Here is a 22,917-nt window from a genome sequence, read left to right as displayed (position 1 = left end):
CGACGGGCGCGGCCAGCGGGTATCATCGGCGCGAGATCCTTCGCCCGCGCCGATGCCGCATTCCGACGATTTCCTCGCCGTGCATGACCCCGCTGCCGCACGCCAGGCTTCGGCGCCCGGCGGCGACGGGCGCTGGTGGGGGTTTATCGCCGCGCTCGCCGGCGGCCTGCTGCTGCTGTGCTGCGCCACCTGGCTGCTCTCCGTGCAGCGCGGCATCGGCGCGCTGGAGCGCGACACCGCCACCCGCGCGGACCGCTACGCAGCGACCCTGGAGGCCACGCTGGACCGCTACGAGTTCCTGCCGGCGCTGGTTTCCTTCCATCCCTTCGTCCACCAGCTGCTGGCCGCGCCCGACGACCCCGCGCGCGTGGCGGCGGCCAACCGCTACCTGGACGACGTCAACCGCAATGCCCATGCCTCGGCCACCTATGTGATCGCCGCCAACGGCCGGGCGCTGGCCGCCAGCAACTATGCCGACCCGGGCAGCTTCGTCGGCACCGACTACCGCTTCCGCCCCTATTTCCAGATCGCCTCGCGCGGCCGGGTCGCGCGCTACTACGCCATCGGCGTGACCAGCGACGAGCCGGGCTACTACATCGCCCAGCCGGTCGAGTCCGGCGGGCGCGTGATCGGCGTGACGGTGGTCAAGCTCAACCTCGAATGGTTCCAGCGCGCCGGCGGCGACCGCGCCGAGCCGCTGATGGTCAGCGACGAGCACGGCGTGGTCTTCCTGTCCTCGGTGCCGGCCTGGCAGTACCGTACGCTGCAGCCGCTGTCGCAGGGACTGGAGGCCGAACTGGCGGCCACGCGCCAGTACCACGACCGCGAGGTCTCGCCGCTGGCGCTGCATGCGCTCAGTTCGCCCGTGACCCGCTGGCTCAACAGCACCGTGCTGGGGCCGGGCTCGCGGCTGGTCGGCGTGGCGCGCCAGGCGGCCCCGGGGCATGCGGCAGGCAGCACCGCCGATGCGGTGCGCGTCGGCAGCGAGCGTGCCGACCGCTACCTGGAGGTCAGCCGCAAGGTGGGGCCGGCCGACTGGACCATGCACGTGATGGCCTCGGTCGACCCGGTGCTGGCCGGTGCGCGCAATGCCACCATCGGCGCCGCGCTGGCCTACGCCTGCGCCTGCCTGCTGCTGGTCAACTGGCGCCAGCGCCGCCAGCGCGCGCGCGACATGCAATACAGCCGGCGGCTGCTGGAGGCCGCCTACGACGAGCTGGAGCGCCGCGTCGAGGCGCGGACGGCCGACCTGATGGCCATCAACGAGCAGCTCGAGGGCGAGGTGGTCGAGCGCACGCGTGCCGAGAACGAGTTGCGCGCGACCCAGGACGAGCTGGTGCAGGCCAGCAAGCTGGCCGCGCTCGGCCAGATGGCGGCCGGTATCACCCATGAACTGAACCAGCCGCTGGCCGCGCTGCGCACCTTCTCCGACAACACGCGCGTGCTGCTCGAACGCGGCCAGCTCGATGCCGCGGCCGGCAACCTGGTCGCCATCGCCGACCTTACCGAGCGCATGGGGAAGATCACCGGCCAGCTCAAGCTGTTCGCCGGCAAGGCGCGGCAGCGCCGCCACGCGGTCGCGCTGCAAGGCGCGCTGGACCACGTGCTGGCGCTGCTGGCACCGCGCCTGGCGGGTGTGGGCCTGAGCTGCAGCGGGCTGGAGGCGGAGCCCGGCCTGGCCGTCTGGGCCGATGAACTCAAGCTCGAGCAGGTGCTGCTCAATCTGGTCGCCAATGCGCTCGACGCAGTGGCGGCCGCGGCGCCGGACCAGCCGCGCATCGCGCTGACGGTCAGCGCCGGCGCGGAGACGGTGACGGTGGCGGTGCGCGACAATGGCACTGGCATCGCGCCCGAGGCGCTGCCCCATCTGTTCGAGCCCTTCTTCACCACCAAGGAGATCGGCCAGGGGCTGGGCCTCGGCCTGGCCATCTCCTCGTCCATCGTGCGTGAGTTCGGCGGCCAGCTCAGCGCGGCCGGCGCCGAGGGCGGCGGTGCCGAATTCCTGCTGGTGCTGCGCCGAGCGCCCGGCCAGCAGGTCGCCGCCGTTGGCCGCGATGCCGGGGTCCATCCATGAGAACTGCCATGCAAGAAGGTCTGCGAGTCCTGTTTGTCGAAGACGAGCCCCTGGTGCGCCAGGCCACGGCCCAGAGCCTGGAACTGGCCGGCTTCTCCGTGCTGGCGCTGCCCTCGGCGGAAGCCGCCATGCCGCACCTGGCGGCGGACTTTCCCGGCGTGCTGGTGACGGACGTGCGCCTGTCGGGCGCCAGCGGCCTCGACCTGCTGCATCACTGCCGCAACGCGGCGCCCGGCGTGCCGGTGATTCTGGTCACCGGCCACGGCGATATCACCATGGCGGTGCAGGCCATGCGCGAAGGCGCCTACGATTTCATCGAGAAGCCCTTCGGCGCCGACCGCCTGACCGACACCGTGCGGCGCGCGCTGGAACGGCGCGCGCTGGAGCTGGAGAACCGTGCGTTGCGGCGCGAGCTGGCAGGGCCGGCCGGGAGCACCCGCATCATCGGCCGCTCGCCCGCCATCGAACAGGTACGTGCGCTGGTGGCCAACGTCGCGCCCACCGACGTGCCGGTGATGATCAACGGCGAGACCGGCACCGGCAAGGAACTGGTGGCACGCAGCCTGCACGCGCTCTCGACACGGCACGACGGGCCTTTCATCGCCCTGAACTGCGGCGCGGTGCCGGAGGCCATCTTCGAGAGCGAGATGTTCGGCCACGAGGCCGGAGCCTTCACCGGTGCCGGCAAGCGCCGCATCGGCAAGCTCGAACATGCCTCGGGCGGCACGCTCTTCCTCGACGAGATCGAAAGCATGCCGCTGGCACTGCAGGTCAAGCTGCTGCGGGTGCTGCAGGAAGGCATGCTGGAACGGCTCGGCTCCAATACCTCGATTCCCATCGACGTGCGCATCGTCGCCGCGGCCAAGGGCGATATGGAAGCCCTGGTGGCGCAGGGCGCCTTCCGCCAGGACCTTTACTACCGGCTCAACGTGGTCACCATCCCGCTGCCGCCGCTGCGCGAGCGGCGTGAGGACATCGTGTCCCTGTTCGAGCATTTCATGCTGGTCGCCGCGGTGCGCTACCAGCGCCCGGTGCCGCTGCTGGCCGAAGCGCAGCGCCAGGCGCTGATGCAGCGTCCCTGGCCCGGCAACGTGCGTGAACTGCGCAATGCCGCCGACCGCCTGGTGCTGGGCGTGCCCGAAGGCGGCGCAGCGGCCGCCGCCGCCGACGACGGCATGCCGCTCAAGGAGCGCATGGAGCGCTACGAGCGCGCGCTGATCGCCGACACGCTGGCCCGCACCGGCGGCGCCGTCAGCCAGGCCGCCGACCTGCTGCAGGTGGGCAAGGCGACGCTGTACGAGAAGATCAAGCGCTACGGGTTGTAGCGGTGAGGGTGTGTGCGGGTGAGGTGCGGGTGAGGGTGCACCAACACCAATCGCCAAGCACACTGTCTTGGCTCCCTCTCCCCGCACGGGGCAAGGGCGGGGGAGAGGGGTGGTTTAGCAAGGCGCCACACCCAGCGAAGCCAACGGTGTGATCCAGCACACGAGCGCTAGCGCCACATCTTGCGCATCTTCGCCGCCAGGTCCACCGCCGGCAGCGCGCTGCGTGCCGGTGCGGCATCCACCGGGGGGGGCGGTGGCCAGGCGCGGCTGTGGAAGTTGCCCATCACGCGATTGGGCAGGAAGCGCGTACGCGAGGCGTAGACGTGGCGGTCGCCGTAGCCTGGCTGCTGGTGCACGTAGAAGCGCTGCGGTACCACCACGTCGAGGTGGTCGCGCGCGCGCGTCATCGCCACGTAGAGCAGGCGGCGCTCTTCCTCGATTTCCTCGGTGGTGCCGGTGGCCAGGTCCGAGGGCAGGCAGCCGTCCACGGCATTGAGCAGGTAGACCGCCTTCCATTCCTGTCCCTTGGCCGAGTGGATGGTGGACAGGATCAGGTAGTCCTCGTCGCGCAGCGGCACGCCGGATTCATCGCTGGAGGCGTCGGGCGGATCGAGCGTCAGTTCGGTGAGGAAGCGTTCGCGCGAGGCGTAGGTCGCGGCGATGCGTTCGAGTTGCTGCAGGTCGGCCTGGCGCGCCGCGGCATCGTCATGCATGCGTTCGAGGTGCGGCAGGTACCAGGCCACCACCTGCTCGAACCCGGCAGGCCAGGACGAGGCTGGTGCCAGCAGCGCGCGTGCCAGCGCCAGCAGGTCGGCCCAGGCCGGTTCCGCGGCCGCGGGGGGCGTGAAGGATTCCAGCGCGAACAGCGGTTGGGTGGCCACGGCGATGGCGTCGAGCATGCGCCCGGCGGTCTTGGGGCCGAAGCCCGGCAGCAGCTGCAGCGCGCGGAAGCCGGCGATGCGGTCGCGCGGGTTCTGCAGCCAGCGCAGCATGGCCAGCACATCCTTGACGTGGCCGGACTCGAGGAACTTGAGCCCGCCGAACTTCACGAAGGGGATGTTGCGCCGGGTCAGTTCGATCTCGAGCTGGGCGCTGTGGTCGGCCGCACGGAACAGCACCGCCTGCGACAGCAGCGCCAGCCCGGCCTCGCGCCGCTCCAGGATGCGCTCGACCACATAGCGTGCCTGCTCGGCCTCGTCGGCCACCACCACCACGCCGGGCTTCTCGGCCGAGGCGCGCTCGCTCCACAGCTCCTTGCTGTAGCGTTCCGCGGCCTGGGCGATGACGGCGTTGGCGGCGGCGAGGATGGGCTGGGTGGAACGGTAGTTGCGCTCCAGCGTGACGCGCGCCGCGGGGGGCGAGAAGTGCTCGGGGAAGTCGAGGATGTTGCGCACCGTGGCACCGCGGAAGGCGTAGATCGACTGAGCGTCGTCGCCGACCACGGTCAGGCCGCGCCCGTCGGGCTTGAGCGCGAGCAGGATGGAGGCCTGCAGCGCGTTGGTGTCCTGGTACTCGTCGACCAGCACATGGTCGAAGCGTGCGCCCATGTCCGCCGCCAGCGCGGGCTCGCCCAGCGCCTGCGCCCAGTAGAGCAACAGGTCGTCGTAGTCGAGCACCTGCTGGTCCTGCTTGGCCTCGACGTAGGCGGCGAACAGGGTGCGCAGCGCCTCTTCCCACATCGCATAGCGCGGGAAATGGCGCCGCAGCACCTCGTCCAGCGGCGCCTGGGTATTCACCGCGCGCGAATAGATGGCCAGGCAGGTTTCCTTGCGTGGAAAGCGCGCGGTCTGCTCGGACAGGCCGAGATCGTGGCGCACCATGTGCATCAGGTCGGCGGCGTCGCCGCGGTCGCTGATGGTGAAGGCGGGCGACAGTCCGATCGTCTCCGCGTATTCGCGCAGCAGGCGGGCGCCGATCGCGTGGAAGGTACCCGACCATTGCAGTGCCGCCCGTCCGGCGCCGCTGCCGCCGACGGCACGGTCGACGATGCGTTCGACGCGCCGGCCCATCTCGGCGGCGGCGCGGCGCGAGAAGGTCAGCAGCAGGATGCGGCGCGGGTCGGTTCCCGACAGCACCAGGTGGGCGACACGGTGCGCGAGCGTGTTGGTCTTGCCGGAGCCGGCGCCGGCGATGATCAGCAGCGGGCGCTCGCCATCGTGCTCGGCGGCGGCGCGCTGCTCCGGATTGAGGTCGGCAAGGTGCGCGGCCGGCGCGGGCTCAGGGAGCACGGTCGCGGTGGCGGCGTCCGTGCCGGCGTCGGCAGGAAGTAGATCGAGGTCGGGAGAGGCTGGCATGGCGGCGGCGGGCTGGCGCCAACTGTATATCCATACAGCGGTTCTGCGCAAGCCGGCAGCGTCCGGTGCGGCGTGGCGGCCGCCCGCGGCCGGCCTTCGCATGGCGCCGGCGTCTCACCGGCGGGCGCGTGCCAAAAACAAAGCCGCCCGGGAGGGGCGGCTGGTATGCGCCTGGCGGTCCGGGCCGCCGGGAACCGCTCAGGCCGACTTGGCCAGGGCCCCGTCCAGCAGCTTGTGCAGCGCATCCCACTCGGGCTCGCCCACGTAGCGCTTCAAGATGCGGCCATCCTTGTCGACCACGAAGGTGGTCGGTGTCAGCTGCACGTCGCCGAAGGCCTTGGCGGCCGTGCCGCCGGCGTCCATCGCCACCTTGAAGGGCAGCTGGCGCGTCTGGGCGTAATTCATCACATACATCGGCGGGTCATAGTTCATCGCCACCGCGACGAATTCCAGTCCCTTGTCCTTGTACTGCTGATAGGTGCGCACCATCTCGGGCATCTCCTTGACGCAGGTGGCGCAGCTGGTGGCCCAGAAGTTGACCAGGTAGACCTTGCCCTTCAGGTCGGCGGTGCTGATCTTCTGGCCGGAAAGCAGGGTGAACTCGGCCGCCGGCACGGTTGCGGCGGGCGTGATGGCGCGATAGCCGAACCAGCCGAACAGGGCCACCACGAACAGGGTGGCGATCAGCGGCCAGCGCTTGCGCGTGGCGGGGGAAGCAGGGGTCGTCATATTCCGTCGTGCAAGGCGTCGGTGGCGGGCAGGCGCGGGCTGTGGCAGCGCCGGTTCAGCGGACATTCTAATGCCTCGCGCGCAGGCCTGCCGGCGCGCATCCGGGGGGTGGCGATCCTGCGGCAATCTGCCGCAGCGATGCGCCGCGGACGCGCTGCTTCCGTGTTGCCTAAGCGTTGCCTAAGTGTTGCCTCAGCGCGGCCCGGCGAGGGCGGCGCGCGCGGCTTCCAGGCGCTGTTCGAGGTAGGCGCCGTAGAAGTCCGGCTGCAGGCCGCGTAGCGGGGGCGCCGCCTCGCGGCCGTGGGCGTCGAGGAAGAGCACGGTAGGTGCGAACGCCAGCCCGCGCGCGCGGGCCCAGGCACGTGCGCCGGTTATGGTGCCGTCAGCGTCGCGCAGCGGCGCATCGGTGCCGATGTCCAGTTCGCGCGCCGTGATCTCGCCGGCGGCAGCCATCGGGCCCAGATAGTTGCGCCGCACGGTTTCGCAGTAGCCGCAGCCGGGCAGGGACAGCAGCAGCACCAGCGGCCCGCCGCGGCGCGTGGCCTCGCGCCCCTGGGCGCCGAGATCGGTCGCGCCCGGCAGCGTGCTCGCCGCCAAGGCCGGCAGCGCGGCACCGGCCAGGGCCAGCCCGGCCAGCCAGCGCCGCGCGCGGCCTGCCGGCGCGGCGGGGCGGACAGGGGGCGGGGTGGTAGACAGGGTGGTGGGCAAGGCGGTGGACAAGATGAGGGGCGGCATGATCTGGGCGGAGAAGCGCACGATCCCGGATAATAGCCCTTCGTGCCCTCCGGCCTCGTGCCGCGGGGCTCCCGACCGACCAGGATGTCCCCGTCCGCCGCCATGTCCCGTTCCCGCCGAACCGTCTACCTGCTGGCCGCGCTGGCGCTCGCTGCCGCGGCCTGCTCGCCGCGCTACGACTGGCGCACGGTATTGTCCAATGAGGGCGCCTATGCGGCCCTCTATCCGGGCAAGCCGTCCAGCGCGGCACGCGAAGTGGCCATCGGCGGCCGCCACCTGCCGATGACGATGGAGGCGGCGCGCGTCGACGAGACGCTGTTCGCCGTGGGTGTGGTGACGCTGCCCGATGACGATGCCGTCCGCCGTGGCGAGGCCCTGGCGGCCATGCAGTCCGGCCTGCTGGCCAACCTGGGCGCGCATCCCGTCGAGCCGCCGCACACGCGGGCAATCAAGGTGATGTCGGCGGCACAACCGCCGGTGGCGCTCGATGGGTTGGAGCTGGAGGTGGTGGCAGTCTCGCCGCAGGACCAGTCGCCGCGCCGCTTGACGGCGCGCCTGGTGGGCTCCGGCAGGCACGTCTACCAGGCCGTGGTGCTGGAGGCGGGCGAGGCGGCGCGCGACCGCCGCCAGTCCGAGCAGGTAGGGCAGTTTCTCGACGGCTTCCATCCCTTCTGACGGGAGCCGTTGCTGCCGCGGCCGTGCCGGCATTGCCGGGCGGAGGCGCGCAGCGATCGAATCTTGAATGGCACAAACCAGGAGCAAAGCAATGCGTTGGGAAGTCTGGCTGGCCTATTTCGCCGCCTGTTGGCTGATCGCCCTGTCACCCGGATCGGGTGCCGTGCTGTCGATGAGTCATGGCCTGTCCTATGGTCTGAGGAAGGCCAGCACCACCATCTTCGGCCTGCAGGCCGGGCTGGTGATCATCCTGCTGGTGGCGGGCGGCGGCCTGGGCGCGCTGCTGATCGCCTCCGAGCACGCCTTCGCGGTGGTCAAGACGGTCGGGGCGCTTTACCTGATCTACCTGGGCATCCAGCAATGGCGCGCCAAGGTGGACGCCGCCCCGCAGGCCGAAGGCGGGGCGGTGCGCACCACCGTGATGAGCCCGCGCCGACGCTTCGCCACCGGGTTGCTGACCAATGTCACCAACCCGAAGGGCATCATCTTCATGGTCGCGGTGCTGCCGCAGTTCATCGACCCGACCCATGCGCTGGCGCCGCAGTTGGCGCTGCTGGCCGTCACCATGTGCGGTGTCGACCTGATCGTGATGCACGGCTATGCCTTGCTGGCGTCGCGCATGCAGGGCTTGTTCCGCAATGCCCGCGCCGTACGCTGGCAGAACCGCGTCTTCGGCAGCGTGCTGATGGCGGTGGGCGCCGCGCTGTTCTTCGTGCGTCGCCATCCGGCTGGCTGACGGCCTGCCGCGCGGGCACCAGGGCGCGCGCGCGGCGCGGCCGAGTATTTCCTGTATGGTCTTCTCTGGCGGGGCGTGGCCGGGTTTGCTTCAATGAATGGCATAGGGTCCAACCGGAGAAGCCCGATGCCTCGCTTCACGCTGCCGCGCTCCAGGCCGGCCCATTCCGCACCGCCGATCGAGGAGCCGACGCCACCAGGCATTCCGCCCGACCTGCCTCCGATCGAGGAACCGCCGCCGCCTCCAGTCGAACCGCCCGTCGCCGGGCCGGCGGCCGCCCGCTAGCGGTGGCGGCGCCGGCGACGGCTCATGGCGTGCGCAGTACGCGGCGGTATTGGATGGCTTCCGCCGCGTGCGGCGCGTCCACCTGGCCGGCATCGGCGAGGTCGGCGATGGTGCGGGCGATCTTCAGCGCCCGGAAGTAGGCGCGCGCCGACCAGCCGAAGCCGGCCATCGCCTCACGCAACAGGGATTGCGCCGCTGGCGTCAGCGGGCAATGTGCCTCGGTCTCACCCGGCGCGAGATCGGCGTTGGGCTTGCCCTGGCGCGCCAGCTGGCGCGCGCGCGCCTGCAGCACGCGAGCGCGCACGGCTTCGCTGGCCTCGCCCGGCGGCCCGTCCAACACCTCCTGCTGGCTCTGTGCCGGCACCTCCACCTGCAGGTCGATGCGGTCCAGCAGCGGGCCGGACAGGCGCGACTGGTAGCGCAGCACCTGGTCCGGCGTGCAGCGGCACGGCCGCGTGGGGTGGCCCAGGTAGCCGCAGGGACAGGGGTTCATGGCGGCGATGAAGTGAAAGCGGGCGGGAAAATCGGCCTGGTGGGCGGCACGCGAGATGGTGATGTGGCCGGATTCCAGGGGTTCACGCAGGACTTCCAGCACCCTGCGCTCGAACTCCGGCAGCTCGTCGAGGAACAGCACGCCATGGTGGGCCAGCGAGATCTCTCCGGGGCGCGGTGCGGTGCCGCCGCCGACCAGCGCCGCGGCCGAGGCGGTGTGGTGCGGTGCGCGGAACGGCCGCCGGCCCCAGCGCGCGGCCTGGAAGCCACCCGCGGTGAGGCTCAGCACGGCGGCCGATTCGAGCGCTTCGTCCAGCGTCATCGGTGGCAGCAGCGCGGGGAAGCGCTGCGCCAGCATCGACTTGCCCGTGCCCGGCGGGCCGACCAGCAGCGCGGAGTGCTGGCCGGCCGCCGCCACCTCCAGCGCGCGGCGGGCCTGCACCTGGCCGCGCACTTCGGCCAGGTCGGCCTGGACGGCCGGCTGCGCAGGCAGGGCGAGCGGCATGGCCGGCACCAGCCGCTCGCCGCCGCCGGGCCGCAGGTGGGCGCAGACGGCGAGCAGCGTCGGTGCCGGCAGCACAGCCAGCCCGGCGATCAGGGCCGCTTCTGGCCCGTTCCCCGCAGCGACCACGAAGGCGCGCGGTGCGGCGCCCTGCGCTGCGCGCGCCTGGTTGTCGCGCGCCAGCCCCATCGCCATGGCCAGCGCACCGCGCACCGGACGCAGTTCGCCCGACAGCGACAGTTCGCCGGCGAACTCCAGCCCGTCCAGGCCATTGAGCGGCAGTTGCCCGCTGGCGGCCAGGATGCCCAGGGCGATCGGCAGGTCGAAGCGGCCGGACTCCTTGGGCAGGTCGGCCGGGGCCAGGTTGACCGTGATGCGCCGGTTGGGGAATTCGAAGCCGCTGTTGAGGATGGCGGCGCGCACGCGCTCGCGGCTTTCACGCACCTCGGTCTCGGCCAGCCCCACGATATTGAAGGCCGGCAGGCCGTTGGCCAGGTGGGTCTCGACCGATACCGAGCGGGCTTCGATGCCGGTCAGCGCCCGGCTGTGCAGCAGTGCCAGTCCCATATTGCGGATTCGTTAACGAAAAAGGCCGCCGGCTAGCGGCGGCCTTTGCGAGGGCCGGGGGCGGCGCAAAGGCCGTGGCCTTTCGCTCGCGCGCATCGATCAGGTCCCGCTGGCGTTGCCGGCGCGGCGCTCCAGCTCGGCCACGCGCGCTTCCAGTTCTTCCAGCCGGGCACGCGTGCGCGCCAGCACCTGCGACTGCACGTCGAATTCCTCGCGTGTGACCAGGTCAAGCTTGGCGAAGCCCTGGGTCATCATGCTGCGCACGTTTTTCTCGATGTCCCTGGCGGGGGAATTGCGCAGCGCCTCACTGACCTTGCTCTGCAGGTCGGAGAAGAGATCGGTCGGTTTCATGGTGGTACTCCTTTTCGCACATGCGCACCGCGGTGGTGCGCGCTTACCGGTGGTGCATCGGGTGCCTATGCTGTCCTTTACACCTTTGCACCGCCCTGGGGCGGATGCGGCTAGGACGAACACATGGCGCCGGAAGCCGGCCTGCCCGGATTATGACGCCTGCGAGGTCGCTGTGAAAGCGCCGGCGTGGTGGCGGACACACCTTTTCACCCGTTTTCGGCCCTCGGAGGCCCACCAGAGGCCGCCGGCGGTGTGCATTGCACCATCGGCACCCTCCCGCGGCCCCGGTCGCGATCGCTTGGTTCCTCTCCTGGCACGGCTGTTGCAGTGGTACTGGCGCAGGTATCGCGCAATAAAGAAAAGACACCCATCCACGAGTCTGAGCCAAAGGAGAAGAAATCGATGAAGAAGTTGGCCTTTGCAGTTAGCGCAGCCATTCTTTGCGGTTGTGCCACGGGCGCTTTTGCGCAGAGCAGCGGCGACGCGGCAGCCACGCCCGCACCGGCGGCGGCCGCGCCGGCAGCGGACGCGGCACCGGCGTCGCCGCACACGTTCACGGCCAATGTGACGCTGGCCACCGAGTACCGCTACCGCGGGCTGATGCAGACCAACCGCCATCCGGCGATCCAGGGGGGCTTCGACTACGCGCACGAGAGCGGTTTCTACGTGGGCAACTGGAACTCGAACATCAGCTGGCTCTCGGACAGCAGCTCGCAGGTGTCGGCGCCGATCGAGATGGACTTCTACGGCGGCTTCAAGAACACCTTCGCGCTGGCGGGGCTGGACTGGAACTATGACGTGGGGGTGCTGCAGTACTACTACCCGGGCGACTACCCGACGGGCTTCACGCGGCCGCACACGACGGAGCTGTACGGCGGGATCGGCAGCGGCCCGGTGTTCCTGAAGTACTCGCACGCGCTGACCAACCTGTTCGGTTTCAACGACAGCAAGAACAGTTTCTACATCGACCTGTCGGCGAACGTGCCGCTGAATTTCTGGGACCTGACGTTCAACGCGCACGTGGGCTACCAGAAGGTGCAGCACGTGACGGACGCGTCGTATACGGACTGGAAGGTGGGGCTGACCAAGGACCTGGGCAAGGGCTTCTCGCTGGCGGTGGCGTACATCGACACCAACGCGAACCGCTCGGTGTACACCAATACCAGCGGGCGCTACGTGGGCCGCGCCACCGCCTGGGCCTCGCTCACCAAGACTTTCTGATCCACCGCCTGCTGGCCGGAGCGCCTTGCGGGGACGCTCCAAGGAGAAAACCAATGAAACTCATCATAGCCGTCATCAAGCCGTTCAAGCTCGACGAGGTACGCGAGGCGCTCTCGGACGTGGGCGTGTCCGGCATCACCGTCACCGAGGTCAAGGGCTTCGGCCGCCAGAAGGGACACACCGAGCTGTACCGGGGTGCGGAGTACATTGTCGACTTCCTGCCCAAGGTGAAGATCGAGGTGGCCGTACCGGACGACGTCGTCGAGCGCGCCATCGAGGCCATCGAGAAGGCCGCTCGCACCGGCAAGATCGGCGACGGCAAGATCTTCGTCGCACCCATCGAGCAGGTGATCCGCATCCGCACCGGCGAGACCGGCAGCGATGCCCTGTGATGAACCAACAGACAAGAGACTAGAGGATACGTCAATGAAATCCTGGTTCAAGCGAATCCTGACGGCCGGCGCCTTGTCGCTCGCCGTTGGCGCGGCAAGTTTCAGCCTATCGACCCACGCGGTGGCGCAGGACAAGCCGGCGGCGGAAGCCTCCGCTCCGGCCGCCGCCACGGCCCCGGCTCCGGCCGCGGCTGCAGCGCCTGCCGCTGCGCCGGCCGCCGCGGCAGCGCCTGCGGCCGCACCGGCCGCCGCGGCACCCGCCGCGCCGACGCCCAACAAGGGCGACACCGCCTGGCTGCTGGTCTGCACCGCCTTCGTCATCCTGATGACGCTGCCCGGCCTGGCCCTGTTCTACGGTGGCCTGGTGCGCTCGAAGAACATGCTGTCGGTGCTGATGCAGTGCCTGGTGATCTTCTCGCTGGTGTCGCTGCTGTGGGCAATCTACGGCTACAGCTTCGCCTTCACCGAAGGAAACGCCTTCTTCGGCGGCACGGACCGGCTGTTCATGAAGGGCCTGACCGTCGACGCGGTGGCGGCGACCTTCAGCAAGGGCGTGGTCGTGCCGGAACTGGCCTACTTCGCCTTCCAGCTGGCGTTCGCGGCGATCACCTGCGCGCTGATCATCGGTGCCTTCGCCGAGCGTGCGAAGTTCTCGGCAGTGCTGCTCTTCGTCGTGCTGTGGTTCACCTTCTCCTACCTGCCGATCGCGCACATGGTCTGGTTCTGGCCCGGTCCTGACGCGTACACCGACGCGGCGGCCGGCGCGGCGGCCACGGCCAAGGGCGGCTGGCTGTTCCAGAAGGGTGCGCTCGACTACGCCGGCGGCACGGTGGTGCACATCAACGCCGCGGTCGCGGGCCTGGTCGGTGCCTTCCTGTTCGGCAAGCGTATCGGCTTTGGCCGTGAGGCGATCCGCCCGCACAGCCTGACCTTCACCATGGTCGGTGCCTCGCTGCTGTGGTTCGGCTGGTTCGGCTTCAACGCCGGCTCCGGCCTGGAAGCCAACGGCGCCGCCGGCCTGGCCTTCGTCAACACGCTGCTGGCCACCGCTGCCGCCGTGCTGTCGTGGACCTTCGGCGAGTGGATCGGCAAGGGCAAGCCCTCGATGCTGGGCGGTGCTTCGGGTGCCGTGGCAGGCCTGGTCGCCATCACCCCGGCCGCCGGCTTCGTCGGTCCGATGGGCTCGATCGCGCTCGGCCTGATCGCCGGCCTGTTGTGCCTGTGGGGCGTGACCGGCCTGAAGCGCATGCTGGGCATGGACGACTCGCTGGACGTGTTCGGCGTGCACGGCGTAGGCGGCATCCTGGGTGCCCTGCTGACCGGCGTGTTCGCCGCGCCGAGCCTGGGCGGCACCGGCGTCTACGACTACGTGGCCAACAAGGTCGCCGACGACTACTCGATCGCCGGCCAGGTCTGGATCCAGCTGCAAGGCGTGCTGACCACCATCATCTGGTCCGGCGTGGTGGCCTTCATCGCCTACAAGCTGGTGGATATGCTGATCGGCCTGCGGGTGCCGGAAGAAGAGGAGCGCGAGGGTCTGGACATCACCTCGCACGGCGAAACCGCATATGAGGCCTGATCCGAAAGGTGTTGTGCTGGAGAGCTGATTGGGAATCGTCTCTCAGGAGTTTCGCCCGGCTTCGGCCGGGCTTTTTTGCTTCCAGGGGGATCGTCCCGTCCTGGTGCGGACGGTACTCGCAAGCCGCTTAATTCCGATCTTAAAAAGCTTCAATTGTATTTAGAGGTGCATACAATTACATTGCCATTGAGGCAGTTTCCTCCACCTGCAGAACGCTCCCCGTATCTGTCAGGCTATTCGAAGCGCGGCAGTTGCCGCGCTTTTTTTTCGTTCCGGCCGTCATCCGGCCGTCATCCGGCAGTCGCGGACCGCAGCCCGCCCGCGCTCCACGCCGGGCCGCCCCGGCGCGTGCCAAGGAAGGCCTTCGAAACGAAGGCCTTTACTTCTGCCGGACCGTCCCCATCTGGGTTCCCCTGATGCCCGCCGATGCATATCCTTATTAGGAGCGCTCCTGCAGGCTATTGGCCGTTCCTCTACAATCGGGGCGAACGATAAAGATGATCAATAGGATGGATATGGTCCCGCATCTCATTACCGCGCTGAACGGTCCGCTGCTCGAACTGGAGAAGAAGATCCTGGACGCCACGCCGTCCATCGAGCGCTGGTTCAGGCTGGAGTGGCAGGAGCATACGCCGCCGTTCTACTGTTCGGTGGACCTGCGCAATGCCGGCTTCAAGCTGGCGCCAGTGGACACCAACCTGTTCCCCGGTGGTTTCAACAACCTCGCGCCGGAAATGCTGCCCCTGGCGGTGCAGGCGGCGATGGCGGCGATCGAGAAGATCTGCCCGGACGCCAAGAACCTGCTGTTGATCCCGGAACGCCACACCCGCAACATGTTCTATCTGCAGAACGTCGCGCGGCTGTCGCTGATCATGCGCCAGGCAGGCCTGAACGTGCGCCTGGGCTCCCTTTCCGAGGAAATCACCGAGCCGACCCCGATCGAACTGCCGGACGGCCAGACCCTGGTGGTGGAGCCGCTGGCGCGCCTGGGTGCCAAGGGCCGCCGGCTGGGGCTGAAGGACTTCGATCCGTGTTCGATCCTGCTCAACAACGACCTGTCCGCCGGCATTCCGCCGATCCTGGAGAACATCAACGAGCAGTACCTGCTGCCGCCGCTGCATGCAGGCTGGTCGACGCGGCGCAAGACCAGCCACTTCGCCGCCTACGATGAAGTGGCCAAGAAGTTCGCCAAGCTGATCGATGTCGACCAGTGGATGGTGAATCCCTACTTCGCGCGCTGCTCCGGCATCAATTTCCACGAGCGCGTCGGCGAGGAAGAACTGGCCGACACCGTCGAGGCCGTGCTGAAGAAGATCGCCAAGAAGTATCGCGAGTACGGCATCAAGGAGACGCCCTACGTGGTGGTCAAGGCCGATGCCGGCACCTATGGCATGGGCATCATGACGGTGCGCGACCCGTCCGAGGTCAAGGGGCTGAACCGCAAGGAACGCAACAAGATGAGCGTCGTCAAGGAAGGCCTCGAGGTCAACGACGTCATCGTGCAGGAGGGGGTGCACACCTTCGAGAAGATCAACGAGGCGGTGGCGGAGCCGGTCGTCTACATGATCGACCGCTATGTGGTGGGCGGCTTCTACCGCGTGCACACGGGCCGCGGCAATGACGAGAACCTGAACGCGCCCGGCATGCATTTCGTGCCGCTCGCCTTTGCCGCCAACGGTATCCCGGACACGCACGCCAAGCCGGGCGCCGCCGTGCCGAACCGCTTCTATATGTATGGCGTGGTGGCCCGGCTGGCCCTGCTGGCTGCGTCGGTGGAACTGGAAAAGACCGATCCGAACCCGATCCTCTGACATCCGCCGCGTCCGCAGCGCCGACCCGGCGCGGCGGACGGCACCTCAACCCAGCAACCGGGCAGCACCATGCGTATTCTCTTCATCACCGATCCGCTCGAGACGTTCAAGACGTACAAGGACTCCACCTACGCCATGATGACCGAGGCGGCGGCGCGCGGGCACGAACTGTTCTTCTGCCTGCAGTCGCAGTTGTCGCTGGTGAACCAGCGGGTCGAGGCGCTGGTGCGCCCGCTGTCGCTGCGCGGCGACGGCCACGACTGGTACGAGGTGGGCGAGCCGGCGGCGCAGGCGCTGGCCGCCTTCGACGCCGTGCTGATGCGCAAGGATCCGCCCTTCGACATGGAGTACGTGACCAGCACCTGGCTGCTGGAGCTGGCCGAGGCGCAGGGCGCGCGAGTGTTCAACAAGCCGCGCGCGATCCGCGACCACTCCGAGAAGGTGTCGATCGGCGAATTCCCGCAGTTCACCGCGCCCACACTGGTGTCGCGCGACATGGGCCGCATCCGCGCCTTCCACGCAGAGCACCGTGACATCGTCATCAAGCCGCTGGACGGCATGGGCGGCATGGGCGTGTTCCGCGTCGGCGCCGACGGCATGAACCTGGGTGCCATCGTCGAGACCTTGGGCGACAACGGCGCGCGCACGCTGATGGCGCAACGCTACATCCCCGAGATCAAGGACGGCGACAAGCGCATCCTGCTGATCGGCGGCGAACCGGTCCCCTACGCGCTGGCGCGCGTGCCGATGGCCGGCGAAGTGCGCGGCAACCTGGCGGTCGGCGGCATGGGCCGTGCCCAACCCCTGTCGGCGCGCGACCGCGCCATCGCCGAGGCACTGGCGCCGCGGCTGTGGGAGCGTGGATTGTTGTTGGTCGGTCTGGATGTGATCGGTGATTACCTTACCGAGATCAATGTGACGAGTCCGACCTGCTTCCAGGAAATCACCCAGCAGACCGGCTTCCACGTGGCGTCCATGTTCGTCGACGCGCTCGAGCGTGCCGTGGCGTCGATGCCGCGCTGAGCACTGGCGGTCCCGGGGTGCCTGATACAATCTTAGGCAGTCCAACGGATCCACCATCATGGCAGGCATTCTGATCATCGCGCACGCGCCGCTCGCATCCGCGCTGCGCGATTGCGCGGCCCACGTCTATTGCGGCACGCCGCAACGGCTCGAGGCGATCGACGTCCTGCCGGACGCCGACCCTGCCACGGTGCTGGCCGACGCACGGCGGCGCCTGGCGGCGATCTGCGAAGACAACGGCGCACTGGTGCTGACCGATATCTTCGGCGCCACCCCTGCCAATATCGCCGCCCGCCTGGCCGACCCGGGCCGCGTCAAGGTGCTGGCCGGCGTCAATCTTCCCATGCTGGTGCGCGCCATCTGCTACCGCAGCGAAAAGCTGGACCAGCTCGCCGCCAAGGCGCTGGCCGGCGGCTCGCAAGGCGTGCTGCAGGTCGGCAGCACCTCCGTCCAGAACCAAACCGCCAATCATCCCGACAAATATGCTGCAGAGGGACGTCACCATCATCAATAAGCTCGGGCTGCATGCCCGCGCCTCCGCCAAGCTGACGCAACTGGCCGGCAGCTACGTCAGCCAGATCAAGATGTCGCGAAATGGCCGCCAGGTCGACGCCAAGAGCATCATGGGCGTGATGATGCTGGCCGCCGGCATCGGCTCCACGGTCACCATCGAGATCGAGGGACCCGACGAGCAGGACGCCATGGAAGCGCTGGTGGCCCTGATCGGCAACCGCTTCGGCGAAGGCGAATAAGGCAGGCCAGGCAGCCGGGACCCCGGTTCCACGGTATCCACTTCAACGTTCCACGACGGAGCGGCACATGTCCTTTGCCCTGCACGGCATCCCGGTATCGCGCGGAATCGCCATCGGCCGCGCGCACCTGCTTGCGCCGGCGGCGCTCGACGTGTCGCACTACCTGATCGACGAAGACAAGCTCGAGGCCGAGGTCGAGCGCCTGCGCGCGGCACGCGCCGCGGTGCGCAACGAACTGGCGGCGCTCAAGCGCGACCTGCCGCGCGACGCGCCCGAGGAGATGGGCGCCTTCCTCGATGTGCACGCGATGATCCTCGACGACGCGATGCTGGCGCAGGAGCCCGAGACCCTGATCCGCACGCGCCGCTACAACGCGGAGTGGGCGCTGACCACACGGCTCGAGGAACTGCTGCGCCAGTTCGACGAGATCGAGGACGAATACCTGCGTGAGCGCAAGGCCGACCTGCAGCAGGTGGTCGAGCGCATCCTCAAGGTGCTGGCGGGTGCGCCGATTCTGACGCCGGCCCCGGCTCCGGCCCCGGCGCTCGGCGCGGACGGCGTGGCGACACCCGGTGTCATCGTGGTGGCGCACGATATCTCGCCGGCCGACATGCTGCAGTTCCGCAATACGGCTTTCCATGGCTTCGTCACCGACCTGGGCGGGCGCACCTCGCATACCGCCATCGTGGCACGCAGCCTGGACATCCCCGCAGCTGTCGGCGTGGCCAGCGCCAGCGAGCTGATCCGGCAGGAAGACTGGATCATCATCGACGGCGATGCGGGGCTGGTGATCGTCGATCCGTCCGCCATCATCCTGGAGGAGTACCGGCATCGGCAGAGCGAGCGCATGCTCGAGAAGAAGCGCCTGCAGCGCCTGCGCCACACGCCGGCGGTGACCCTGGACGGGCAGGAAGTCGACCTGCTGGCCAATATCGAGATGGCCGAGGACGCGGGCGCTGCGCTGTCCGCCGGCGCGGTCGGCGTCGGCTTGTTCCGATCCGAGTTCCTGTTCATGAACCGGCGTGGCGAACTGCCCGGCGAGGATGAGCAGTTCGAGGCCTACCGGGCCGCAGTGGAGGCCATGCACGGCCTGCCGGTCACGATCCGCACCATCGATATCGGCGCCGACAAGCCGCTGGAAGGGCGCGAGGAGTTCGAGACCGCGCTCAATCCTGCGCTTGGCCTGCGCGCCATCCGCTGGTCGCTGTCCGAGCCGGCCATGTTCCTGACGCAGTTGCGCGCCCTGCTGCGCGCCTCCGCCTTCGGCCCGGTGCGGATCCTGATCCCGATGCTGTCGCACGCGCGCGAGATCGACCAGACCCTGGAGCTGCTGGCGCAGGCCAAGCGCCAGCTGGACGAGCGCGGCCAGCCCTTCGATGCCAACCTCAAGGTCGGGGCGATGATCGAGATCCCGGCGGCGGTGCTGATGCTGCCGCTGTTCCTCAAGCGCATGGACTTCCTGTCGATCGGCACCAACGACCTGATCCAGTACACCCTGGCCATCGACCGTGCCGACAACGCCGTGGCCCATCTCTACGATCCGCTGCATCCGGCGGTGCTGCAGCTGATCGCCCGTACCATCTGCGAGGCCAACGAGGCTGGCGTGCCGGTGGCCGTGTGCGGCGAGATGGCCGGCGACCCGGCCATGACCCGCTTGCTGCTGGGCATGGGACTGCGCGAGTTCTCCATGCATCCCACCCAGCTGCTGCGCGTCAAGCAGGAAGTGCTGCACGCCGACTGCGGCAGGCTGACGGGCCAGGTCGACCAGCTGCTGGAAGCCTATGACCCGGAGGAGCAGGCGGCCGTGCTGTGCCAGCTCAATCAACCCTGATCGCTCTGCGGGTATTGCGCTGAATCGAGGCCGCCGTGTGCGGCCTTTTCTTCGCTTTTTGTTCGGGATGTGCGTGCGGGAGCCCGTGGTTTTGTGGGCTGTCATCGACATTCAAAGACGTCGGGCAGGGGTCGTCACATGAGGCTTAATGGGAATTGTTATCATTTTCGATCTCTGTTAAGCTGACGTTCATTGGCGGTGACATGCCGGTGTGACCGCCGACCCAAGGAGGGATTTGTGTACGTCTGCATCTGCAACCAGGTCACGGATCGCGAGATCCACGGTGCTGTCCATCTGGGCGTATCCACGCTCGACGAACTGGCGGAAACGCTGGGTGTCGGCACCTGCTGCGGCCGCTGCCGCGAATGCGCGCAGCAGGTCCTGTGCGAAGGCGTGGCGGCAGCCAGCGCCATGAAGGCCACTACCACCGCCGTGATCCAGATTACGGAAATTTCTTCCTGTTCGCAGCCAGGGTCGCGTGCCATAATGGACACTCGGGACCCGGCAGTCGCGAACGACCAGCGCACCGCGCTGGTTGCCTGAACTCGCGCGCGATCATCGCTTCATCGCGCGCGTCCGTACGTCCCCTGGCGTACGTTCCTCCGGTTCGGCACGTTCCCCTTGGATGACTGCATGCGGCGCGTCGGCGCCGCATCGCGTTTCAGCGGGCCCCGATGCAACAGGAGCCGCTAATGAAAGGTGACAAGAAGGTCATCCAGTATCTCAACGCTCAGCTGAAGAACGAGCTGACCGCGATCAACCAGTATTTCCTCCACGCGCGCATGTATCGCCACTGGGGTCTGAAGAAGCTCGGCGACGTGGAATACAAGGAATCGATCGGTGAGATGAAGCACGCCGATCGCCTGATCGACCGCATCCTGATGCTGGACGGGCTGCCCAACCTGCAGGACCTGCACAAGCTGCTGCTGGGCGAGAACACGCCCGAGATGCTCAAGTGCGACCTGAAGCTGGAGCAAGGCGCGCACGCCACCGTCAAGGAAGCCATCGCCTATTGCGAGTCGGTGGGGGACTATGTGAGCCGCGAGATCCTCGTCGATATCCAGACCGATACCGAAGAGCATATCGATTACCTGGAGACGCAGCTCGACCTGATCGACAAGGTCGGCCTGCAGAACTATCTGCAGTCGCAGATGGAGCCGGGCGAGCACTGATCCGCCCCAGGCGGGCCGCCCGGCCCGCTGCTACGCCGCCCGCCAGCGGCAGCGCCCGCCGCGGCGCATCCGCGCCGTCGAACGGGCGCTCGGCCTCCCGCCGTAAGGGTTCTCGTTCCCGCTTCGATTCCCATCCACAGCCGAATTCCCACGCCAGAATTCCGTATCGCCGACAGGAGTCCGTCCATGGCCGATGCCATCCGTCTGACGCAGTACAGCCACGGCGCCGGCTGTGGCTGCAAGATTTCCCCGAAAGTGCTCGATGTCATTCTCGCGGGCAGCGGGGCGCAGCATGCCGATCCGCGCCTGTGGGTGGGCAATGCCTCGCGCGATGATGCCGCGGTCTACGCCCTGGGCGCCCCCGACAGCGAACGCGGCGTGGTTTCGACCACCGACTTCTTCATGCCCATCGTCGACGACCCGTTCGACTTCGGCCGTATCGCCGCCACCAACGCGATCAGCGATATCTATGCGATGGGCGCCGATCCGCTGATGGCCATCGCCATCCTCGGCTGGCCGGTCAACGTGCTGCCGCCGGAGGTGGCGCGCGAAGTGGTCGCCGGTGGACGCAAGGCCTGCGACGAGGCCGGCATTCCGCTCGCGGGCGGACACTCGATCGACGCACCGGAGCCGATCTTCGGCCTCGCCGTGACCGGCGTGGTCGAGCGCGCCCACCTGAAGCGCAACGACACTGCGGTGGCCGGCTGTCGGCTGTACCTGACCAAGCCGCTGGGCATCGGCGTGCTGACCACCGCCGAGAAGAAGGGCGCGCTGCGGCCCGAGGATATCCACCTCGCGCGTGACTGGATGTGCGTGCTCAACCGCGCCGGCAGCCGCTTCGGCCGGCTGTCCGGCGTGCGTGCGATGACCGACGTGACCGGCTTCGGCCTGCTCGGGCACCTGGTCGAGATGGCCGACGGCAGCGGGCTGAGCGCACGCCTGGACTACGCTGCCGTGCCGGTGCTGCCCGAGGTGGCGCGCTATGTCGCGGCAGGCTGCGTGCCCGGCGGCACCCAGCGCAATTTCGACAGCTACGGTCATCGCATCGGCGCGCTCGATACCGCGCGCCGCGCCGTGCTGTGCGATCCGCAGACCAGCGGCGGCCTGCTGGTGGCGGTGGAGCCGGAGGGCGAGCCGGCCTTCCTGGCGGCGTGCGCGGAGTTCGGCCTGTCGCTGGCACCGATCGGCGAACTGGTGGCACGCGGCGAGCATGCGGTCGAGGTGGTTTGATGCGGGCGGATAGCACCGATTATCGCGGAGTCTTGCTGGCCGGCGTGCCGCTGCTCGACGTCCGTGCCCCGGCCGAATTCGCGCGTGGCGCGTTTCCCGGCACGGTGAACCTGCCGCTGATGGACGACGAGGAGCGCCACCAGGTCGGCTTGTCCTACCACCTGCACGGGCCGGCGGCAGCCGTCGCACTTGGCCATCACCTGGTATCGGGCGAGCGCAAGGCCGCGCGCGTGGCCGCGTGGGCCGGCTTCGCCAATGCCCATCCGGACGGTTTCCTCTACTGCTTCCGCGGCGGCATGCGGTCGCAGATCGTGCAGCAGTGGCTGCGCTCGGAAGCCGGCATCGACTACCCGCGCATCGCCGGCGGCTACAAGGCCATGCGCGGCTACCTGATCGGTGTGACCGACCAGGCCGCGCGTGGGAACCTGCTGGTGCTGGGCGGGCTGACCGGCAGCGGCAAGACCGAGATCCTGAGCGACCTCGGTGCCGCGGTCGACCTGGAAGGGCTGGCCCGGCACCGCGGGTCGAGCTTCGGGCGGCGCGCGCAGGCGCAGCCCAGCCAGATCGATTTCGAGAATGCCCTGGCCATCGACCTGCTCCGGCGCCGCGAGGACGGCTGGCGGGCCATCGTGCTGGAGGATGAGGGGCGCTTCGTCGGCAGCCGGGTGTTGCCGCTCGGGCTCTACGATCGCATGCAGCAGAGCCCGCTGGTCTGGGTGGAAGTTTCTTTCGAGGAGCGCGTGCAGCGCGTGCTGCGCGACTATGTGCAGGGCCTGTGCGCTGATTTCATCGCCGCGCGCGGGCCGGAGGCCGGCTTTGCGGCATACGCGGAGCGCTTGCGCGAGGCCATGGCCGGCATCGCGCGCAGGCTGGGCGGGGCGCGCTACGGGCGGCTGTCGGCGCTGCTCGAACAGGCGCTGGCGCACCAGGCCAGCACGGGGGACGTGGAGCTGCACCATGGCTGGATCATGGTGCTGCTGCAGCACTACTACGATCCCATGTATGCCTACCAGCGCGAGTCGCGCGAGGCCCGTATCATCTTCCGCGGCGATCGCGCCGCGGTGACCGACTACCTGCGGGCGCGCAGCGCGCCGGCAGCCTGAGCAGTCGGGCCTCAGTCGGGCCTCAGTCGGGCCTCAGC

General features: G+C 68.8%; 21 protein-coding genes. 16 read left to right on the top strand and 5 right to left on the bottom strand.

Annotated features, from left to right (window positions below):
* Positions 1–52 precede the first annotated feature (52 nt).
* Together BKK79_RS08970 and BKK79_RS08965 are read left to right on the top strand one after the other, a co-directional pair.
* Positions 53–2,074, top strand: a complete 2,022-nt coding sequence (locus BKK79_RS08970) for a sensor histidine kinase (protein WP_071010859.1) — start codon at positions 53–55, stop codon at positions 2,072–2,074.
* 8 nt (positions 2,075–2,082) lie between these two features.
* Entirely contained in the window at positions 2,083–3,399 is a 1,317-nt protein-coding gene (locus BKK79_RS08965) for a sigma-54-dependent transcriptional regulator (RefSeq protein ID WP_071010860.1), read from the top strand.
* A gap of 167 nt (positions 3,400–3,566) precedes the next feature.
* Here the strand turns inward: BKK79_RS08965 and BKK79_RS08960 are convergent, their stop codons facing one another.
* The 3 genes from BKK79_RS08960 to BKK79_RS08950 form a co-directional block, all read right to left on the bottom strand.
* Positions 3,567–5,693, bottom strand: a complete 2,127-nt coding sequence (locus BKK79_RS08960; RefSeq protein WP_071037550.1) for an ATP-dependent helicase — start codon at positions 5,691–5,693, stop codon at positions 3,567–3,569.
* A 198-nt stretch (positions 5,694–5,891) separates the two neighbouring features.
* The gene (locus BKK79_RS08955; protein ID WP_071010862.1) at positions 5,892–6,422 is read right to left on the bottom strand and encodes a TlpA disulfide reductase family protein; all 531 of its coding nucleotides are present in this window, start codon (positions 6,420–6,422) and stop codon (positions 5,892–5,894) included.
* A 192-nt stretch (positions 6,423–6,614) separates the two neighbouring features.
* A complete protein-coding gene (locus tag BKK79_RS08950) occupies positions 6,615–7,157 on the bottom strand; it encodes a thioredoxin (RefSeq protein ID WP_335582913.1) in 543 nt (180 codons plus the stop codon).
* Between the two features lie 102 nt (positions 7,158–7,259).
* Between BKK79_RS08950 and BKK79_RS08945 the strand changes: the two genes are divergently transcribed.
* Together BKK79_RS08945 and BKK79_RS08940 are read left to right on the top strand one after the other, a co-directional pair.
* Positions 7,260–7,832, top strand: coding sequence for a hypothetical protein (locus BKK79_RS08945; protein ID WP_071010863.1), 573 nt, complete (start codon positions 7,260–7,262; stop codon positions 7,830–7,832).
* A 91-nt stretch (positions 7,833–7,923) separates the two neighbouring features.
* The gene (locus BKK79_RS08940) at positions 7,924–8,568 is read left to right on the top strand and encodes a LysE family transporter (RefSeq protein WP_071010864.1); all 645 of its coding nucleotides are present in this window, start codon (positions 7,924–7,926) and stop codon (positions 8,566–8,568) included.
* Between the two features lie 307 nt (positions 8,569–8,875).
* Here BKK79_RS08940 and BKK79_RS08935 read toward each other — a convergent pair whose 3' ends face one another.
* Both BKK79_RS08935 and BKK79_RS08930 read right to left on the bottom strand, forming a co-directional pair.
* Positions 8,876–10,414 carry a YifB family Mg chelatase-like AAA ATPase gene (locus BKK79_RS08935; RefSeq protein ID WP_071010865.1) on the bottom strand — a complete coding sequence of 513 codons (1,539 nt, stop codon included), beginning with the start codon at positions 10,412–10,414 and terminating at the stop codon, positions 8,876–8,878.
* Positions 10,415–10,513: 99 nt separating this feature from the next.
* Positions 10,514–10,765 (bottom strand): accessory factor UbiK family protein, encoded by a 252-nt coding sequence (locus BKK79_RS08930; RefSeq protein WP_071010866.1) that lies wholly within the window; start codon positions 10,763–10,765, stop codon positions 10,514–10,516.
* 402 nt (positions 10,766–11,167) lie between these two features.
* Between BKK79_RS08930 and BKK79_RS08925 the strand changes: the two genes are divergently transcribed.
* From BKK79_RS08925 to mnmH, 12 genes are all read left to right on the top strand, one after another.
* Entirely contained in the window at positions 11,168–11,986 is an 819-nt protein-coding gene (locus BKK79_RS08925; protein WP_071010867.1) for a TorF family putative porin, read from the top strand.
* Positions 11,987–12,039: 53 nt separating this feature from the next.
* A complete protein-coding gene (locus tag BKK79_RS08920; RefSeq protein WP_071010868.1) occupies positions 12,040–12,378 on the top strand; it encodes a P-II family nitrogen regulator in 339 nt (112 codons plus the stop codon).
* Positions 12,379–12,412: 34 nt separating this feature from the next.
* A complete protein-coding gene (locus BKK79_RS08915) occupies positions 12,413–13,957 on the top strand; it encodes an ammonium transporter (RefSeq protein ID WP_071010869.1) in 1,545 nt (514 codons plus the stop codon).
* A gap of 515 nt (positions 13,958–14,472) precedes the next feature.
* Positions 14,473–15,768: a glutamate--cysteine ligase gene (gene gshA / locus BKK79_RS08910; RefSeq protein ID WP_071016019.1), complete on the top strand. Its 1,296-nt coding sequence runs from the start codon at positions 14,473–14,475 to the stop codon at positions 15,766–15,768.
* A gap of 69 nt (positions 15,769–15,837) precedes the next feature.
* The gene (gshB, locus tag BKK79_RS08905) at positions 15,838–16,791 is read left to right on the top strand and encodes a glutathione synthase (protein ID WP_071010870.1); all 954 of its coding nucleotides are present in this window, start codon (positions 15,838–15,840) and stop codon (positions 16,789–16,791) included.
* 58 nt (positions 16,792–16,849) lie between these two features.
* Positions 16,850–17,305 carry a PTS sugar transporter subunit IIA gene (locus BKK79_RS08900; protein WP_071010871.1) on the top strand — a complete coding sequence of 152 codons (456 nt, stop codon included), beginning with the start codon at positions 16,850–16,852 and terminating at the stop codon, positions 17,303–17,305.
* Positions 17,274–17,543 (top strand): HPr family phosphocarrier protein, encoded by a 270-nt coding sequence (locus tag BKK79_RS08895; RefSeq protein ID WP_071010872.1) that lies wholly within the window; start codon positions 17,274–17,276, stop codon positions 17,541–17,543. The genes BKK79_RS08900 and BKK79_RS08895 overlap by 32 nt, the downstream gene beginning before the upstream one ends.
* 67 nt (positions 17,544–17,610) lie before the next feature.
* Entirely contained in the window at positions 17,611–19,374 is a 1,764-nt protein-coding gene (gene ptsP / locus BKK79_RS08890) for a phosphoenolpyruvate--protein phosphotransferase (RefSeq protein WP_071010873.1), read from the top strand.
* Between the two features lie 237 nt (positions 19,375–19,611).
* Complete coding sequence (locus tag BKK79_RS08885; protein ID WP_071010874.1) at positions 19,612–19,917, top strand: (2Fe-2S)-binding protein; 306 nt, start codon at positions 19,612–19,614, stop codon at positions 19,915–19,917.
* 149 nt (positions 19,918–20,066) lie between these two features.
* Positions 20,067–20,546 (top strand): bacterioferritin, encoded by a 480-nt coding sequence (gene bfr / locus BKK79_RS08880; RefSeq protein WP_071010875.1) that lies wholly within the window; start codon positions 20,067–20,069, stop codon positions 20,544–20,546.
* A gap of 186 nt (positions 20,547–20,732) precedes the next feature.
* Positions 20,733–21,776 (top strand): selenide, water dikinase SelD, encoded by a 1,044-nt coding sequence (gene selD, locus BKK79_RS08875; protein WP_071037549.1) that lies wholly within the window; start codon positions 20,733–20,735, stop codon positions 21,774–21,776.
* On the top strand, positions 21,776–22,879 hold the full coding sequence (gene mnmH, locus BKK79_RS08870; protein ID WP_071037548.1) for a tRNA 2-selenouridine(34) synthase MnmH: 1,104 nt from the start codon (positions 21,776–21,778) through the stop codon (positions 22,877–22,879). Before selD ends, mnmH begins: the two co-directional genes overlap by 1 nt.
* Positions 22,880–22,917 lie beyond the last annotated feature (38 nt).

The organism is Cupriavidus sp. USMAA2-4, assembly GCF_001854305.1.
GTDB lineage: Bacteria > Pseudomonadota > Gammaproteobacteria > Burkholderiales > Burkholderiaceae > Cupriavidus > Cupriavidus malaysiensis.
This window is presented reverse-complemented; position numbering and strand designations above follow the sequence as displayed.